Origin of the sequence: Cellvibrio sp., assembly GCF_039207905.1 — a bacterium.
In the GTDB taxonomy this organism is placed as follows: Bacteria; Pseudomonadota; Gammaproteobacteria; order Pseudomonadales; family Cellvibrionaceae; genus Cellvibrio.
Genome location: NZ_JBCECX010000041.1, coordinates 24,446 through 42,845, shown reverse-complemented (window position 1 = coordinate 42,845; position 18,400 = coordinate 24,446). Strand labels below are relative to the sequence as shown.

Sequence of the window (18,400 nt, the reverse complement as noted above, 5' to 3'; positions counted from 1 at the left end):
GTGATCAAACACCTCGACGGTATTTGCCATGTGTACATCGACGATAAAGCCGATCTCGACAAGGCATTCACCATTTCCATGAACGCCAAAACCCATCGCTACGGTGTGTGCAACGCAATGGAAACTTTGCTTGTTCACGAGCAAGTCGCGGCGCAAATTCTGCCGCTTCTTGCTGCTGCTTACACCGAAAAAGGTGTAGAGCTGCGTGGCGATGAAAAAACCCGCGATCTGATCAGTGCCAATGTAGCAACCGAAGAAGATTGGGCGACTGAATACCTCGCGCCGATTTTGTCGATCAAAATTGTTTCTGGTTTGGATGAAGCTATCGCGCACATCAACCAATACAGTTCGCAGCACACCGATGCCATCGTGAGCGAAGACTATACCCGCGCGCGCCGTTTTATCACTGAAGTTGATTCCGCGTCAGTGATAGTGAATGCATCGACCCGTTTTGCTGATGGTTTTGAATACGGTTTGGGCGCTGAGATTGGTATCTCCACCGATAAAATCCACGCGCGCGGCCCGGTTGGCCTTGAAGGCCTGACCTCGCAAAAATGGGTTGTGTTTGGTGATGGACATATTCGTGTCTAACTCCGTATGCGCAGCATAGGATTTTTCGGCGGTACTTTTGATCCGATCCATCTTGGGCATCTGCGTCTTGCGCTGGAATTAAAACAGCAGCTGGCTTTGGATGAAATGCATCTCTTGCCCTGCTACATACCACCACATCGTGCATCGCCCAGTGTGGATGCACAGCAGCGGTTGGCGATGTTGCAGTTGGCACTCGCGGATTGCACTGAGTTGCGCTGGGATGCACGTGAACTGCAGCGGGAAAAGCCTTCCTACACCTTCGATACTTTGAGCGAGTTGCGCGCTGAACTCGGCGCCGATGTTAGTTTGAGTTGGTGTATGGGAATGGACAGTTTTGCCGGGTTGGATAGCTGGCATCGCTGGCAGGAATTAATCGGGCTTGCACATCTGGTTGTTGTAGCGCGCCCCGGTTGGGAACAGCCGACCACCGGGCCGATAGCGGATTTGGTTGCACAGCATCGCGCTAATGCCGATGAAATCCATACGTCAGCGGCTGGTAAGTTGGTGATACTGGAGCAGCGCCTGTTGCCGATTTCCGCTACGGAAATTCGTGCGCAAATTGGCGCGGGTGAATCGCCACAATTTTTACTGCCTGATGCTGTGTTGGAATACCTTCGCGCGCAGGTTTTATATGGCTATTGAATACGCAGCGATCAAATTTTATTGTTGATTTATTAATTGTAATAGGTAATTGAATGTCTGATTTAAACAAAGCCATCATCGACGCCCTTGAGAATCTCAAAGGCAAAAATATCGTAACGCTTGATGTGCATGAACTCACCGACGTAATGGATACCCTGATTATCGCCAGCGGTACTTCCAGCCGTCACTCGCGCTCACTCGCTGAAAACCTGGTTGAAGAAACCAAAAAAGCTGGCTTCCGTGCTTTAGGTGTTGAAGGTCTGGATGCCGGTGATTGGGTGTTGGTCGACTACGGCGATACTGTTGTGCACGTGATGCAACAGGAAACGCGCGATTATTACGAGTTGGAAAAACTCTGGTCGATGAAACCTGCCAGCCGCGGATAATTATTGCTTATGCGTATTCGCATTATTGCGGTGGGCACCAAAATGCCCGACTGGGTTGAAGCTGGATACGCGGAATACGCCAAGCGTATTCCGCGCGATGTCAGTGTCGAAATGATTGAATTGCCGCTCGCCCAGCGCAGCAAAAACAGTGATATCGCCAAAGCGATGGAAAAAGAAGGCGAGGCGATGCTCGCGATGATTGAAAAGGGCGGAAAAGACGAACAAGTCATCGCCCTTGATGTCAAAGGCAAACCTTGGAGCACCGAGCAGCTCGCGGAAAATCTCGCGGGTTGGAAAATGAGTGGTTCTAATTACTCATTGCTGATTGGTGGTCCCGATGGTTTGGCGCCGGCGTGTCTTGCGTTGGCATCAGTGAAATGGTCGTTATCGCCGCTGACATTGCCTCATCCGCTGGTGCGGATTTTGGTGATTGAACAGTTGTATCGCGCCTGCACGATTTTGCAAAACCATCCGTACCACAAATAATTTATCGCCATAAAAATACACAACAACATCAACCCTGATTGACGAAGAATTTCCGGCCCGAGCATGCAAGAAACCCAACAGTTCAAGGATCACCAGCGCGAAGCAAAAATATTTCGTGCCCGCGTGGTGGTGATGGCCGTGTTTATGCTCGCGTTGGTATCCACACTTCTCTATCGCTATTACGATTTGCAAATCGTCAATTACGAAGAGTACGCGACCCAATCAGATCGCAACCGTGTGCATGTGCAACCCATCCCGCCCACGCGCGGTTTGATTTTTGATCGCAACGGTATTTTGCTCGCCGATAACAAACCCAGCTTTACCTTGTCAGTGGTCAGCTCCAGTGCTGAAGAATTAAATAACACCATCGAACTGCTTAAGCCGCTGATCGAAATTACTCCCTCTGATTTGGAAAAATTTTACAAAGCACAAAAGCAGCGTCGTCATAAGCTCGATCAGGTTCCGCTGCGCTATCGCCTTACCGAAGATGAAATCGCGCGGCTCGCAGTTAACCAGCATTTGCTCGAAGGTGTTGAGGTAAATGCAGAGTTGGTGCGCAACTATCCGCATGCCGATACGTTTGCCCACGTGATCGGCTACACCGGCCGCATCAGTGAGCGCGATGTAGATGCGTTTACGCCCGAACAAGTGCAGCGCTACTCAGGTACCCATGCGATTGGTAAAAGCGGAATTGAAGCGAGTTATGAAGATGTATTGCTCGGCACCGTCGGTAGCCAAAACGTAGAGACCAATGCGCGCGGCCGCGTTATGCGCGTACTGGATCGCATCGACCCCAAGCAGGGCAGCGATTTGCGTCTGCATTTGGATGTTCGCCTACAAGAAACGGCGGTGGCGGTAATGCGCGGTCGCCGCGGTGCTGTGGTGGCGATTGACGTAAAAACGGGCGGTGTTCTTGCCGCAGTAAGTTACCCAGGTTTTGATCCGAATTTGTTTGTGACCGGAATTAGTTTTGCCGATTACAAACGCCTGAACGAAGACATAGACACTCCGCTGTTTAACCGCTTTTTACAGGCGCAATATCCGCCTGGTTCCACCATCAAGCCCGTTGTTGGCCTTGCTGGTTTGCATACCGGTTTTACCGATGTCAACCGTACTATCGCTGACCGTGGTGTGTTCACTCTTCCCGGTAGTTCGAGAATGTGGCGCGACTGGATTTTGAAAACCACTGGCGGCGGTCACGGTCAGGTGGATCTTAAAGGTGCTATCTCACAATCCTGTGATACCTATTTCTGGGATCTGGGAGTGCGCATGGGCATCGACAATATGAGCGAGTTTGGCAAACATTTTGGGCTGGGCCAGCTCACTGGCATTGATATCCCGAGCGAACGCAAAGGTATTTGGCCATCGCGCGAATGGAAGCGGGCGAGTAAAGGTCAGGCTTGGTATCCGGGTGATACCGTCAACATGTCGATTGGTCAGGGATTTGTATTGGCAACTCCGCTGCAGTTGGCGGTGATGACCACAACCATCGCCAATCACGGGATTCGTTACCGGCCGCAATTTATCAAGCAGATTGGTGATCAGGTGCACGAGCCGATTATCGAAGAAACTATCGAGACTAAACCGGAATACTGGAATGCCATTGCGGATGGCATGGCCGAGGTAATGCACGGTACGCGCGGAACAGCGCGCCGTGCGGCAGAGCGCGCCGAATATCGTATGGCCGGTAAGTCGGGTACGGCGCAGGTAGTCGCCATCGCACAAAATGCCAAATACGATTCCGCTGCACTTAAAGAGCGTCATCGTGACCACGCCTTATTTGTGGCTTTCGCCCCGCTGGAAGACCCGCAAATTGCGGTAGCGGTGATGTTGGAAAATGCTGAAGGTGGCTCCAGCCAAGCGGCACCAGTAGCGCGCTGGATAATGGATGCGCATTTGCTTGGTTATTATCTCAACGAAGACGAATTTGTACCCCCTGCCGGATTCCACCACGCCGCCATCATCAAGCGCGCTAACGCCTATATCGCTGAACGCAATGCGGTGCGTGTAGAGGGCGCGACCTCCAGTAGCGCAGCATCGGCTTCATCTTCTTCGGCGCCGAAGGTTTCCCAATGAGTAGACAAGACTTTTTACGGCGCATGCCGGAAGCATCGAGCGCATTCAGCCGCCGCGCACGTTTAGCCGAGCGGTTGCATATCGATTTTTACCTGCTGTTGCCTCTGATGTTGTTGACCGTGATCGGCCTTACGGTGCTCTACAGCGCGAGTGGCCACAACTTGCCCAGTGTGGAAAAGCAGGGCAGTTTCTTTATGATCGCCTACGCCACTATGTTTGTAGTGGCCCAAATCCCGGTGGATTTCATGCGGCGCATGGCGCCGTTCGCCTACGTAGGCGGGATTTTCCTGCTGCTGGCGGTGACGATATTTGGTGATATCTCCATGGGTGCACAGCGCTGGCTGCAACTCGGCAGCTTCCGCTTCCAACCCTCCGAGATTATGAAACTCGCCATGCCGATTGCGGTCGCAGCTTATCTGGGGCGCGGTTTTATGCCGCCGCGCTTCAAGCATGTGATGGCGGTCATCGGATTGATCGGGTTGCCTACGGCACTGATTATCGAGCAGCCGGATTTGGGCACCTCGATATTGGTGGCGACCTCGGGAATTATGGTGTTGTTTTTCTCCGGTCTGCTCTGGCGCTACATCATGGCGGCAGTGGCGGTATTCGGCGCGAGCCTCTGGCCGATCTGGCATTTTATGTTGCACGACTACCAGCGCCAGCGCGTGCTGACCATGCTCGATCCAACGCAAGATCCGCTCGGTACTGGCTGGAATATTATCCAGTCGAAAACCGCTATCGGCTCGGGCGGTTTATCGGGTAAAGGCTGGATGGAAGGCACCCAATCGCGCTTGGATTTTTTACCGGAAGGCCACACGGATTTTATTATCGCAGTGATGTCGGAAGAATTCGGTTTGCTGGGTGTGATGATGTTGCTGGCGATTTACGCAATGGTCATTGTGCGCGGGTTGATGATCGCCATGAATTCGCAAAACAGTTTTGGCCGCTTGCTTGCCGCGAGTATCAGCTCCACATTTTTTGTTTACGTATTTGTAAATATGGGTATGGTATCGGGCATGTTGCCGGTGGTGGGAGTACCCTTACCGTTGATCAGTCAGGGTGGTACCGCAATTGTTGCGCTCTTCGCCGGTTTTGGCATTTTAATGGCCATCTCCACCGAGAAAAAACGCGTTATGACGCCCCAGTCGTAACCAGTTATAAAAGAGGCTTTATGTTTTCGTTTGGATACAATTTTTCTAAAAAATGTGTGGGCGTGCTAGCGGGTTTGACCTTGAGTGCCGGAGCCGCCGCAGATTACAGCAAGCATCCACTTGCGCCCGCGTTTGTCGATGAGATGGTAAAACAGCACGGTTTTACGGCAGAAGAAATTAATCACTGGCTGAGCAAAGCGCTGAAGCGCCAGCCAATTCTGGATTCAATTGCACGCCCCGCAGAAAAATCCAAAACCTGGAAAGAATATCGCCCGATTTTTATCATCCCTATGCGCGTCACCAACGGTGTCGGCTTCTGGCAGGAAAATCGTGAAGCACTCGCACGCGCCGAAAAAGAATACGGCGTACCGGCGGAAGTGATTGTGTCGATCATCGGTGTGGAAACCAATTACGGTAAAAATACAGGCAGCTGGTATGTGATTGATGCGCTCTCCACACTCGCATTTGATTACCCACCGCGCGCACCTTTTTTCCGCTCGGAACTGGTCAATTATTTCATTCTGACCCGCGAGCAAAAACACGATCCACTTGAATTCAAAGGCTCCTACGCCGGTGCTATGGGCTACGGCCAATTTATGCCATCGAGCTACCGCAATTTTGCCGTGGATTTTAATGGCGACGGTTTTACCGATATCTGGAAAAGCCCGACTGATGCTATTGGTAGCGTGGCGAATTATTTTAAAAAGCACGGCTGGCAACCTGGCAAATCTGTAGTAGTGCCTGCGAAGTTAACGCGCGCGCGCGACAAAGTGCTTGCCAATAACGATTTCAATAAAGTAGTGCCACCACAACTGAATGTGAGTGATTGGAAAAAAGTAGGTGTTGCACCGCTCACGCAACTCGCTGCAGATTTTCCAGCGATAGCTATCGAATTTGAAGGTGCTAAAGGTTTGGAGTATTGGTTTGGATTACAAAACTTTTACACCATCACCCGCTATAACCGCAGCCCGATGTATGCAATGGCGGTTTATGATTTGAGTCTGGAAATAAAAAAAGCCATGGTAACAGCCGATAAAAAACTGGCAGGAGCACAACCATAATGCATATGTTGTCCGGCTACGGCGAGAAGCAAAAAACCAACTTCCTGGTGTTGTTGATCTTATGCATGCTGGTCGCCGCTTGTTCGGGCAATAAATCAAAACCGGCCAAACCTGCAGCGACTGGCCCTTACAATCCCAATGATGGCCGTTACGCGCACGATAAAGATTTCGGCCCCGATGAAGATGTTGATCTCTCCCATGTTCCCGATGCAGTGCCGCGCTATGAAACACGCACGCGCGCCGGCAATAAAAATCCTTACACGGTACTTGGCAAAACCTACCATTTGATCTCGGATGAAAGTTCTTACAAAGAGCGCGGTTACGCATCCTGGTACGGCAAAAAATTCAACGGCTACAACACCTCCAACGGCGAGCGCTACGATATGTACGCTATGACCGGCGCGCATAAAACTTTACCCATTCCCTCCTACGTGCGAGTGACCAATCTGGATAACGGTAAAAGTGTTGTGGTGCGTATTAATGATCGCGGCCCGTTTCATCAAGGGCGCATTGTTGATTTGAGTTACGCCGCTGCACAGCGTATCGGCATCCATAAAACCGGTACTGGCAGAGTAGAAGTAGAAATTGCATTGCCGGGTGATGCAGCCCCAATTCCCCGTCGCGCCGACAACACTGTGCCGAAACAAATTGAGTCAGCTTTACCTGCGGGCACATTTTTACAAGTCGGTGCATTTGGCAATAAAGAAGCCGCACAGCAATTTGCAGCAAGCATCGGCACTAAATTGACTTACCCCGTTGCAATCAGCTCTGCAACACAACCCAAACAAGTTCATCGTGTGCGTGTAGGTCCATTTAAAGACGCAAAAAGTTTGCAAGACGCGCGCGACCAATTAGCGAAGATCAAAGTATTTCAGGCGCATGTTGTTTATCAGTAAATCGGCAATCAATAAGCCTGGGATTCAGGTTTGATTCACGCCTTTGTATTACTGTTACAATTCATGTATTCCGTTTTTATTTTTTGTTTTACAGAGTGTTAACCCGTCATGATTAAAAATATCTTTACCACACTTCTTCTCGCGAGCGCCGTTACTGCTTACGCACAACAACCGGCTGCTCCTGTTCCTACCAACTCACTGCCAACTCCCGGTGCTGCACCGGTGGTAGAGCAAAAGCCGGCGGTTATTCCCGCTGCACCGCAATTAGCTGCAACCGGTTTTATTCTGGTAGATGCAACTACCGGTAATATCGTTGCAGAGAGTAATTCAGAACAGCGTTTGCCGCCTGCAAGCCTGACTAAAATGATGTCCAGCTATTTGGTGGTGGATGAAATTGAAAAAGGCCGCATCACTGAAGATGCAATGGTAAATATCAGCGTTAAAGCCTGGAAAATGGGCGGCTCACGCATGTACGTGAAAGAAGGCACGCAAGTACCGGTAATTGATTTGTTGCGCGGTGTGATTATTCAATCGGGCAATGACTCAACGGTTGCGTTGGCTGAGTTTGTGTCGGGCAATGAAGATGCATTCGTTGACCTTATGAACCAGAAAGCGGCGCAATTGGGCATGACCAATACCCATTTTGAGAACTCAACTGGTTGGCCAGCAGAAGGGCATTTAACAACGGCGAAAGATTTGGCGGTGTTAGCACGTGCGATTATTAATGATCACCCGACGCACTATCCAATTCATGCGGAAAAATATTTTTTCTATAACAACATTCGCCAGCCCAACCGCAATTTGTTGTTGTTCCGCGATGAAACTGTGGATGGTTTAAAGACTGGCCACACCGACGAAGCGGGCTACTGTCTCGTTGCATCATCCAAGCGTGAAAACACGCGCTTTATTGCAGTGGTGATGGGTACTGCCAGCGAGAACGCGCGTGCAGCCGAGACTGAAAAATTATTGGCGTACGGTTTCCGCTACTTCCAAACCACACCGCTTTATCAAGCAGGGCAACAAGTAAGTACATCGCGTGTGTGGGCCGGTAAGGCTGAAGAAGTCACTCTGGGTATTCCTAACAATATCGTATTAACCTTGCCAAAAGGCCGCGAACAATCACTGCAAGCAAAAATGCATGTAAATGAAATTATCAAAGCGCCTATCGCTGTTGGTCAGGAGCTGGGTAATCTCACGGTTGAGTTGGATGGTCAGTTGTTGGTAAATACCCCGATTGTTGCGTTGCATGCGGTGGAAGAGGCTGGATTTTTTGCACGCCTGATCGACAATTTGAAACTATTTTTTCGCAATTTATTTAGTTGATCGCTAAAATCAATCCGTTGGTAGTTGCCGTGCATAGATGTGCGGGCAACTACCCGGAACCTCTGAACCTCTCCCCTTTAGTTCTATAAGAACTTTCCGGCTTCAGCAATTCCGCTCACACAGGTTTTGTTGTTGCTTTTACTAGCTCCTGTGTTGCTTTTGCTGATGTGCTGCCGATGGAATGGTTTGGGTGGTTATTATCAACTCACTCAGATAAAACAACTCAAGGAGCTTTTGTGTCTACTAATCCCTACCAAACCCCCGAAGGTCAGTTGACCACCGATGATCTCGCTTATGGCGAAGTCAAATTCTTCTCTCCATCCTCACGTATTAACCGTTTGCGCTACTGGGCGCACTCAGGCCTTTTTAGTTTGGCTGCATTAGTACTGCTCGCCATCATTGGCGCGATCTCGGTATTTGTTTCTACTACGCTTGGGATCGTTCTTGGAGTGGTGGCTTACATCGGCATCATCGTGTTCAGTTTTATTTTAATTATCCAGCGCCTGCACGATTTAAATAAAACCGGCTGGATGTCGCTGCTGGCTATTATCCCGCTTGCGAATATTTATTTGATTGTGTTGCTGATATTTTTCAAGGGCACTGAAGGGCGCAACAATTTTGGTTTGCAAACCCCACCCAACAAAACCTGGCATTGGATCGCCGCGTTGGGTATTCCTGCGTTTGTAATGGTTTTGGGTATCGTTGCTGCTGTCGCACTACCTGCTTATCAAGCTTACGTGGGTGCAGCGCAAGGGTTTGAATCCTCATATGATGCTCAAGATTCAGATGCTTATCCGTCCGAATACACCGAAGAGGGGGCGATAGATGATTCTGCCTATAGCGAGGAAGGTGTTGAGGAGAGCAGCTCCTATGAGTCGGCCGACGAGAGCGTTGATGCGCAAGCGGACGAGTCGGTTGATGAGGTAGAGGCTGAAGTTATCGAATCGACTGAAGCTGAAACTCCACAATAATCGATAAAACCGCAATCGATATTTTGGTTTACCACTAAGGCAGCTTCGGCTGCCTTAGTTGTTTTCATCGGTAGCTTTTTCCCTAATTTCCTTTTATTTCTAAGTGCTTGGTCGTTTATATTTATCCCGCAATAGTCCGGGTTTTGCCTTATGTCTGCATACGTATTCATCTTGCCCGCTATCACCTGAAAATCTATTCTGTAGTTGTAGTCAATTTGTAAAAATCCGGTAACGGATAAACAACTAAATAATTTCATAATAAAGACGATATTCGGGCAACTCCACCCTGCGTTGATTCAACGCCTTGCAAATACTCTTACATAGTAGATCCACCGCCAATAGTCGCTACTTGTCGCGACCCGGAAGGCTGCGCAATTTTGTTTCCGTATTGAAACCAGATTGCAAATTTACTAACTGCCAAACAACAGGTGCATAGCCACCTATGGCTTCGCTTTGCCTTAAATAATATCAATTTACATAACAATAATATTTCCAGGCGCGCCGTGTTTAAGCCTTGCCTGTTTACCCATAGGGAGACGCTATGTATACGCTATCAACCCGATTTATTGCTCATCATGTCGTTGGGCAATGGCCAATTTATTTTTTACTCAGTTGTCTTGTTGCGGCCGCATTATTAAATGCTCCAAGTGCACAAGCACAAAACTGGAGTAACAGTTATTTTCGCGGTACACCCAATAATTGGGCCGCTACACCGCTAACTAAAAATACCAGCAGCGGTTTGTGGGAAACACAGCAAGCATTTTCTGGCACCAACCCGCGCTTTAAAATCAGCCGCTATACCGATAATTGGAATGAGGCCTATCCCGCACAGGATTATCTAATTACCGGTGGTGATGGCGATTATAAAATTACCTTTAATGACACCACCAAAGCGGTGGTTGCGACCAAGCTCCCCATTGCAATTCCTGCCAATAATATTTGTTTCAGTAATCCGGGAAACTTTGCCAATCCCTATATTTATTTTTGGAATCCACTGCCCGCTGGCGCAGTGACCCCTTTGCCCGCTTGGCCCGGTAAGAGTATGACCAAGCGTGGCACTTTTTATTGTTACGATTTCACTAGCTCGATTCCTGCTGGTATGCAAATGCCAACATCGCTTGATGTTATTTTTAGCAATAATGGTGCAAACCAAACGGCGAACCTGAAATTTACCGGTGCAGCTTGCTATGACGCTAATACCTGGAAAGCCTTGTCGCAATGTGGATTTAGCGTTGCGACTAATTCATCGGCTGCGAGCATTTCTTCTTCTGCATCGTCATCTTCTCTGGCTCTTTCATCTTCATCGCAATCCTCCATTGCAGTATCGTCAAGTAAGTCCAGCTCATCTGTTGCCTCTTCATCAAGTTTGGCTGCACTATCTTCCAGTCAGTCATCCGTTGCAGTGAGTTCTTCGAGCAGTTCAGTCGCCGCTGCAAAAACAAAAATATATTTTAAAAATACTGCCAACTGGGCATCGGTCAATATTCATTATTTTAATGTTCTGCCTGCGCTAACGGCTTCCACATGGCCGGGTGTAGCGATGGTTAAAAATACCAGTGCGCCTACTTTTTTCAGTCATGAATTTGCGACTAGTGTTAATTCTGCGGGCATAGTGTTTAGTGCTAATGGAAATCCAAAAACGCTGGATTTAAATTTTGTTGCACCGAATAACTGCTATGACTTTGGTACAACAAGTTGGAAAACCGAAAGTGCCTGTGGTGTGCCCACCAATCTAGTTGCAAATGCAGGTGTGGATCGCAAAGCCAATATCAATACACGTCAGGCATTATCGGCAGCAGCATCAACTGGCAATTATGCAACTGCAAGCTGGACAAGTACGGCATGGTCAGGTGCGCTGACGGGCAAACAAGTGGTTACGCCGTTGCTTACTGCTGCGGGCAATATCACTGTAACGCTTACGCTGACTGCCGCCGATGGCAGCACTGCAACCGATACAATGGTGATTAATGTTGTAGCTGCTACGCAAGCGTTGCCCGAACGTCCGCAATTGGCTGCAGCCCTGGGATTCCCCATCACCGGTACGGTAAGCACTGGAAAATACCGTTTCGTAAACGCCTATCCGAATTTAAATGAATTTTTCTTCTCGCCGGTGATGGTAACTAATGATGGCATTAATGATCTGGTGTATGTCGTCGATAAAGAAGGTGCGATTTACGTATTCCCCAATAAAGAAAATGTGATCGCAACTGAAGTGCGCAAATTGCTGGATATAAAATCTACCGTACTCAACAACAACGAAAGTGGAATGTTGAGCATGGCGTTTGATCCACATTTCGCCACTAATGGTTTTATTTATGTCTATTACATTTTTGGTGAGACGGATAATTTTTATCCGCGCACAGATGGCATGGTCGGTGGTAAAACCGGCGATGCAATTATCGAACGTTGGACTGTCGATAATCCTGCAAATCCAACCTCTGCTGGTTCTAAAGTAGAAGTCTTGCGCATTCCGCAAATTGGTGAGGATCACAAAGGCGGCATGATGCAATTTCATCCCACCGAACAATATTTGTATGTGGGCATAGGCGAGGGCGGTTACGGCCATAGTGCATTCACACAAAATCCATTGCCGAGTGATCCTTACAATCGTCGCACCAATAACAGCGCGCAAGATCCAACCACACTGCGTGGAAAATTTATTCGTATCGAACCATTAGCACAGGCAGTGGATGGAAAATATTATCGCGTACCTGCAGATAATCCGTTTGTCGGGCGCAATGGATATCTACCGGAAATCTGGTCAATGGGCCATCGCAATCCATGGCGCTGGGCGTTTGATACCGATGCACCATATACCCTGTGGGAAACAGAAATCGGGCAGGATACAGATCTCGCTTACGAAGAAGTTAATATTATTACCAAAGGCCAGAACTACGGTTGGCCTGTATGCGAAGGCGTGCGCAACCGCGGAGCGCTGGGTGGCGATGCAGCAAAAAATTGTTTGACGGATTTTGTCCCGCCGCGTGAAGGTTATGGCCGCACCTCGGGTGTTTCCATTATCGGTGGGTTTGTTTATCGCGGCACTGATTTGCCTAATCTCAACGGCAGTTTTATTTTTGGTGATTACGTCAGCAAACGCCTCTGGTCAGTTGCGAATGACGGTCAAGCCAAAAAATTAATTAGCGAGGCCTTCCCGCATTACATTTCATCCATTGGTAAAGACCTTAAAAAGAATTTACTGATTTCAAGTCACGGCCGCGAACTCGGTGGGCCATCCAGTATTTTCAAAGTAGTGGATGACGATGTTGCATCGGCACAAATTCCGCTAACGCTATCGGCAACCGGGTTATTTGCCGATTTGCCCAATGTCATTCCCGCGCACGGCGTTGTGGAATACACATTGAATACCACCGGTTGGTTTGATGGTGGCAAGATGCGGCATTTTGTAGCGATTCCCAATGCAAGCAAAATCACCTTTGATCCAACTGTCCTCTGGAATTTACCGGTTGGTTCTGTGGTAGTGAAACATCTTGCAGTGGCGACATCGGCGAATGCTAATAAATCATTTACCACTTCAGTATTATTCCGTCAGGAAACAGGTTGGCAAGCAGCGAATTATCGCTGGAATGCCGCTGGTACCGATGCAAATTTAGTGACTGAATCTTCCGTAGAACCCGATGGTGGTTTGGTGAGTGTGGTGCGCAAAGTTGAAACCGGCAGCACCTGCGCCGGTTGCCATAAAGATGCCGACGGAAAATTAACGCCGCTTGCGACAGGCACACATCAATTGAATGGTAATTTTAATTATCAAGGTGTAACTAAAAATCAGTTGGAGGTTTTCAACACCATCGGTTTATTTACTGCCGGCATTAGTAACGGCAGCAGTTACGAAAAATTTGCTGCGCCAACTGACGCGAGTGTTGATTTGACTGCGCGCGCAAAATCTTATCTACACACTAATTGCGCGCACTGTCACTCAGGTATTTCGGGTGGTATGGATTTGCGTTTCAGTACCGCACTGGAAGCAATGAAACTGGTGAATGATCACAACCGCATTGTGCCCGGTATTCCGGCGAACAGTAATGTCTACAAATATCAAACCGGAGCGGGCATGCGTATGCCGTACGGTTCGGTAGCGACAAATTCTGAAGCAGAAACTTTGTTCCGCAATTGGATTAACGAATTGGGTGTTGATGTTAGCCAAATCGGAATTGATATCACTGCAACCAAATCATCGCCCGAAGTAAATGAAGTGGTTGGTTTAAGTGTGGAGTCGGTTTACAGCAACGGCACCAGGCTGACAGCTGCGGGCACAGTGACCTGGACATCCAGCAATCCTGCGGTGATTTCCACTCAAGGCAAAACCGGTGCAGCGATTAATGTCACTGCATTATCAACAGGCACAGTAACTATTACGGCGAGCAGCGATGGCTACAGCGATAGCGTTACGCTGGAGGTTATCGCTGCATCAAATCCTGTTACCGCATTAGCGATTGCAGGCACTGCAAATCTGCGCATTAAAGCGGGCGAGACACAACAACTTGCAGCAGTTGCTACCGCAGGCGATGGTTTGTTGGGAATGACTGCACAAGTTACCTGGACGAGCAGTAATGCTGCAGTGGCGAGCGTATCGGCGAACGGATTAGTTACTGCGGGCGCTACTGCAGGCACTGCAACTATCACCGCAACCTACGGCACACTTTCTACCACTTACACGGTGACAGGTTTAGGTGCTGGCCAATATGTTTATGTGAAAAAACCAGCTGCATGGACGACAGTTAATACGCACATCTGGACAAATCAGAATGGTGCGTTAACCGTGCGTTCTGGTACTTGGCCTGGGGCAGCAGTAACAGAAACAGCGCCTAAATATGGTGCTGGTTGGTTGCGTGTATTTATTCCAGCGGCATGGGCGAATACATCTGGCAATACCAATATTATTTTCAGCAACAATATGGCAAACCAAACTGCTGATTTAACGGTGAGCCAAACCAATCCAAGTTGGTATGACGCCGCTTGGTTAACGGCGGAACCTGCATTAGCGGTAGTGGAAGCAGGTACACAAATTCAGGTGGGCAATGGCACAGCGACAATCGCAAGCAGTGCAAACCTGAGCGGAAAATTATTTGTGCCCGGTACTCTGGTGGATATCAAAGCAAACGCTGCTGGCCCCGGAATGAAATTTGTTCACTGGGAGGGAACAGGCGCGGCCTATTTGTTGGATGCAAATAGTGCGACTACAAAAATGGTGGTGGGTAATGCAGTTTCGCTTACGTTGCTTGCAGTGTTCGATAGCATTACCGATCAGCATCAAGTGGCGCGCAGTCATTATCAAAGCCAGGGCTGTGTCGGCTGTCATGGCAGCGATGGAAACGGCACTCCGTCATTGCTTGATCTGCAAACGCGATACACACAAGCCAGCCTCGCAAATTACATCGCCGCGAATATGCCTAAAGGTAATGTCGGTACTTGTACGGGTACATGTGCAACCAGTATTGCCGCGATGATTTTTGCCGAAGCATTTATTCCACCGGCGGGAGTGTGTAGCGCAGATAGCCTTGACGATTTAATTCCACAAGATCGCAGTTTCCGTTTGTTATCCACACTCGAATACAACAATTCAGTGCGCGATTTATTGGGGCTGACAAATAATATCGATGTCACCAGCGGACGTATTCCTGCGGACTTACCGGTGAATGGATTTAAAACCAACGCCAATGCAATCTTCACTAACGATTACGCCAAAGGTTATGTATTAGCAGCGGAAGCGGCTGCGGCAATGGTGAGTAATATTTATAGCCTTACTCCCGGTTGTAGCAACGCGACTTGTTTTGTGCAGAACTTTGGTAAGCGCGCGTATCGTCGTCCGCTGAGTACGACAGAGGTGACGAAATTAGTTGCGCTGCAATCGGCGCAAGGCAATCTCGCATTGTTGACGGCAATTCTCTCATCGCCTTCGATGTTGTATCGCTCGGAAGTGGGTGAATTAAAAGGCACCTATTACGAACTCACTGATTACGAAGTTGCCGCCATGTTGTCCTACACCTATTGGGCAACGACGCCGGATGCGTCATTGATGGCCGCAGCAGATGCAGGGCAATTAAGTACGCCTGCACAAATTTCTGCCAAGGTTGCGCAGATGTTGCAAGATCCAAAAGCGCAAATTGCATTCGAGCGTTTTATTACCGGTTGGTTGGATTTGGATAAAGAAATAAAAACCACCGCGATCAGTGCAAGCCTCAAAGCGGATATGAAAACCGAAACCGTTGAGTTGGTAAAACGTACGGTATTTGGTGGTGGCAGTTACAACGAATTGCTTAACGCCAATTACAGCTACATGACCCAACAACTCGCAACTCACTACGGTTTGACTTGGCCGGGTGGCAGTGGTGTACAGCGTGTGGATTACAATGCAGCTAATGCTGAGCGCCGTGGAGTATTGGGGCACGCAGGAATTCTTGCGATCCAATCAGCGTCAGAAAAAACACATCCGGTAAAACGCGGTTTGTTTGTACGTCGCAATTTGCTCTGCCAGGATTTCCCGCCACCACCGGTGGGTGCGGAATTAAAACCGCAGGAAGATCCGAGCCTCACAGTGCGTGAGCGTTTTGAACATGCGCACTTGAAAGAAGGTTGTGAATCTTGCCATCAATATATCGACGGTATTGGTTTCGGATTGGAGAATTACAACGCCCTCGGTTTATATGTCACTACCGAAAAAACCGATAACGGTTTGGTTAAGGCAATTAACTCGCTCGGTTATATCGGTAGTTTAAATTCGGCGGAAACCTATTTGTCCGAATCAGAGCCTGTAGTGAATTATCAAGGTATGGATGAATTGGCAGGCTTGATTGCCGGTAGCTCCAATGCCAAAGCCTGTTATGTGCGGCAGTGGTATCGCTATACACGCGGTCAACTGGAAGAAGTGACTGACAGTTGCACGCTGCAAGTGTTTGGTAAAACTTTTAAAGAATCGTCTAACGCAAGTATGTTGGATCTGATGATCCAATTTACCCAAACCAAAAATTACATCTTGCGTAAATAACTGAGGAGGGCATTAAGATGAATGTATTAAAAAATAAAATGCAGCGTCGCGATTTCCTGCGCAGTATTGCCAAGTTGGGTTTGACTACCGCATTTACTAGTCAATTTATGTTGTCAGCCAATGTGTTTGCACAAACAGCGGGCGCTAAACGTTTCATCATGGTCTATTACCCGAATGGATGCGTGCGCGATAAATGGCATTCCTACAATGCAGGTGCATTGGGCAGCAATAGTTTTGCAACCAGCCCGTTGCAACATTTAAACGCGCACCTCACTAAAATTGTGCCGATAAAAAACCTCACCTATAACGGCCATGGCGGCAGCTCCGGCCACCCGGAAGCTTGTCGCGCGGTATTTTCTGGCGGGCAGGAATACGCCACGACATTCGATGTCGCCATCGGTGAGGCCCTTGGTGGGCGTTTGACTAAAAATATGCACGTGGGTGTTTGGTCGAGCAAAGCAAAGGGCACGGAATACATGCCCTTTACGGATAAGAATCGCAACAAAATCCAGGTGTCGGATAATCCGCAACAAGTGTACGACGCGCTGCTCGCCGATGTGGTGGGCAGCAGTAGCGGCACACCTGATCCAGACGCGGCGCGTCGCAAAAAAGTATTGGAAACCCTACATGAAAATCTGGATTTATTGCAGGCTAATACCCTCAATGTAAAGCAGCAGGGGAAATTATTAACCCATGAAGAAGCGCTGAATTATTATCAAAATACCCTCAGCGGTACTCTGGATATTGGCGGCACCGGTTTTTCTCGTCCCGCTATCGGTATGACTGGAATTGATGATGATGCAGATGCAATTGCCAAAGCACAAATGCGCAATATCGCTATGGCATTTCAGGCAAATATCACGCGCACCGCCACATTCCAATTTATGGGCGCACAAGATGAATCGTTGAAAATTAATTTCCCCAGTATCCGCGCTTACATGGGCGACTATGGTTCTGGCGAAAAATTAAATTACAACGAAACCCGCAGCCACGTCAGCTCGCACAATGAGTCATCTTTATTCGATGCACAAACCCGCTGGTACAACATCATGGTCGCGTATTTGATGGATGAACTCGCCGGTCGTCCGGATGTAACCTACGGCGGGACTTTGCTGGATAACACATTAATTCTAGTAATGTCCGAAGTCGGTGGCGGCAACCACCAACAAGAAAATCCCGGCATTTATGTTGCAGGTGGTGCAAACAACATGATTCGTTCTGGCACCGGCATAGATGCAAATAATACTGGTATGTCGAATTTGTATCTCGATATCTCCAAGGCATTTGGTTTGAATTGGGGAAGATATGGGAATAGTTCGGGAGGAGTGACGGGTTTCTTGCGGTAGACCGAATTAAATAGCAACTATCCTTGTCTTATTACTGGATAGTTGCTGCGTTATTTCTCGAAATAAGAAAGTTGAGATTAGTGGAATCAGGCTGCGCACTTTTCAGATATTTAACTTTCTTATTATGTTGTTAATTATTTGCAAGTCACTACGCGAGTTAGCACTTTATATGAGCTGCCAATATCTACACCGTTTGCATAAGCTGGAGAGTGTGGCGTGGAAAAATCCCCGTTATCCTGATACTCATATTTCCCCTCTCCGCAGAGCTTAATAGCTTTTTGGTCAATCTTTTCAATTAGGGATGGAATGGATGCAAATGCATTTCCGGATGCTTCCAGTTTGTATTTGCCAGTTCCAATTTCTGTTGATCGAGCAGGAACCATCTGTGCACATCCAGAAACCATTATTATTAGTGATGCTAAAATAGTTAAATTTTTCATTTTTTCTCCGTTTTCATTGTGTTTT

General features: G+C 48.3%; 13 protein-coding genes. 12 read left to right on the top strand and 1 reads right to left on the bottom strand.

Going from position 1 to position 18,400, the window contains the following annotated elements:
- From AAGC78_RS18840 to AAGC78_RS18785, 12 genes are all read left to right on the top strand, one after another.
- Window positions 1-591, top strand: a 591-nt coding sequence (locus tag AAGC78_RS18840; RefSeq protein ID WP_435785653.1) for a glutamate-5-semialdehyde dehydrogenase, incomplete at its 5' end; no start/stop codon positions are given.
- 6 nt (window positions 592-597) lie between these two features.
- Window positions 598-1,233: a nicotinate-nucleotide adenylyltransferase gene (gene nadD, locus AAGC78_RS18835; protein WP_435785652.1), complete on the top strand. Its 636-nt coding sequence runs from the start codon at window positions 598-600 to the stop codon at window positions 1,231-1,233.
- A gap of 53 nt (window positions 1,234-1,286) precedes the next feature.
- Window positions 1,287-1,619, top strand: coding sequence for a ribosome silencing factor (gene rsfS / locus AAGC78_RS18830; RefSeq protein WP_435785651.1), 333 nt, complete (start codon window positions 1,287-1,289; stop codon window positions 1,617-1,619).
- 9 nt (window positions 1,620-1,628) lie between these two features.
- Window positions 1,629-2,105 carry a 23S rRNA (pseudouridine(1915)-N(3))-methyltransferase RlmH gene (rlmH, locus tag AAGC78_RS18825; RefSeq protein WP_435785650.1) on the top strand — a complete coding sequence of 159 codons (477 nt, stop codon included), beginning with the start codon at window positions 1,629-1,631 and terminating at the stop codon, window positions 2,103-2,105.
- A gap of 63 nt (window positions 2,106-2,168) precedes the next feature.
- Entirely contained in the window at window positions 2,169-4,181 is a 2,013-nt protein-coding gene (gene mrdA / locus AAGC78_RS18820) for a penicillin-binding protein 2 (RefSeq protein ID WP_435785649.1), read from the top strand.
- Entirely contained in the window at window positions 4,178-5,332 is a 1,155-nt protein-coding gene (gene rodA / locus AAGC78_RS18815) for a rod shape-determining protein RodA (protein WP_435785648.1), read from the top strand. Before mrdA ends, rodA begins: the two co-directional genes overlap by 4 nt.
- A gap of 20 nt (window positions 5,333-5,352) precedes the next feature.
- On the top strand, window positions 5,353-6,393 hold the full coding sequence (mltB, locus tag AAGC78_RS18810; RefSeq protein ID WP_435785647.1) for a lytic murein transglycosylase B: 1,041 nt from the start codon (window positions 5,353-5,355) through the stop codon (window positions 6,391-6,393).
- On the top strand, window positions 6,393-7,289 hold the full coding sequence (locus tag AAGC78_RS18805; RefSeq protein WP_435785646.1) for a septal ring lytic transglycosylase RlpA family protein: 897 nt from the start codon (window positions 6,393-6,395) through the stop codon (window positions 7,287-7,289). Before mltB ends, AAGC78_RS18805 begins: the two co-directional genes overlap by 1 nt.
- 108 nt (window positions 7,290-7,397) lie before the next feature.
- The gene (locus AAGC78_RS18800) at window positions 7,398-8,612 is read left to right on the top strand and encodes a D-alanyl-D-alanine carboxypeptidase family protein (RefSeq protein WP_435785645.1); all 1,215 of its coding nucleotides are present in this window, start codon (window positions 7,398-7,400) and stop codon (window positions 8,610-8,612) included.
- A gap of 236 nt (window positions 8,613-8,848) precedes the next feature.
- Window positions 8,849-9,583, top strand: a complete 735-nt coding sequence (locus AAGC78_RS18795) for a DUF805 domain-containing protein (protein WP_435785644.1) — start codon at window positions 8,849-8,851, stop codon at window positions 9,581-9,583.
- 541 nt (window positions 9,584-10,124) lie between these two features.
- Window positions 10,125-16,589 carry a starch-binding protein gene (locus AAGC78_RS18790; RefSeq protein WP_435785643.1) on the top strand — a complete coding sequence of 2,155 codons (6,465 nt, stop codon included), beginning with the start codon at window positions 10,125-10,127 and terminating at the stop codon, window positions 16,587-16,589.
- A gap of 17 nt (window positions 16,590-16,606) precedes the next feature.
- On the top strand, window positions 16,607-17,935 hold the full coding sequence (locus AAGC78_RS18785; RefSeq protein ID WP_435785642.1) for a DUF1552 domain-containing protein: 1,329 nt from the start codon (window positions 16,607-16,609) through the stop codon (window positions 17,933-17,935).
- A gap of 134 nt (window positions 17,936-18,069) precedes the next feature.
- On the opposite strand, the gene AAGC78_RS18780 is transcribed toward AAGC78_RS18785, so the two are convergent.
- Window positions 18,070-18,375, bottom strand: a complete 306-nt coding sequence (locus AAGC78_RS18780; RefSeq protein ID WP_435785641.1) for a hypothetical protein — start codon at window positions 18,373-18,375, stop codon at window positions 18,070-18,072.
- Window positions 18,376-18,400: the final 25 nt, after the last annotated feature.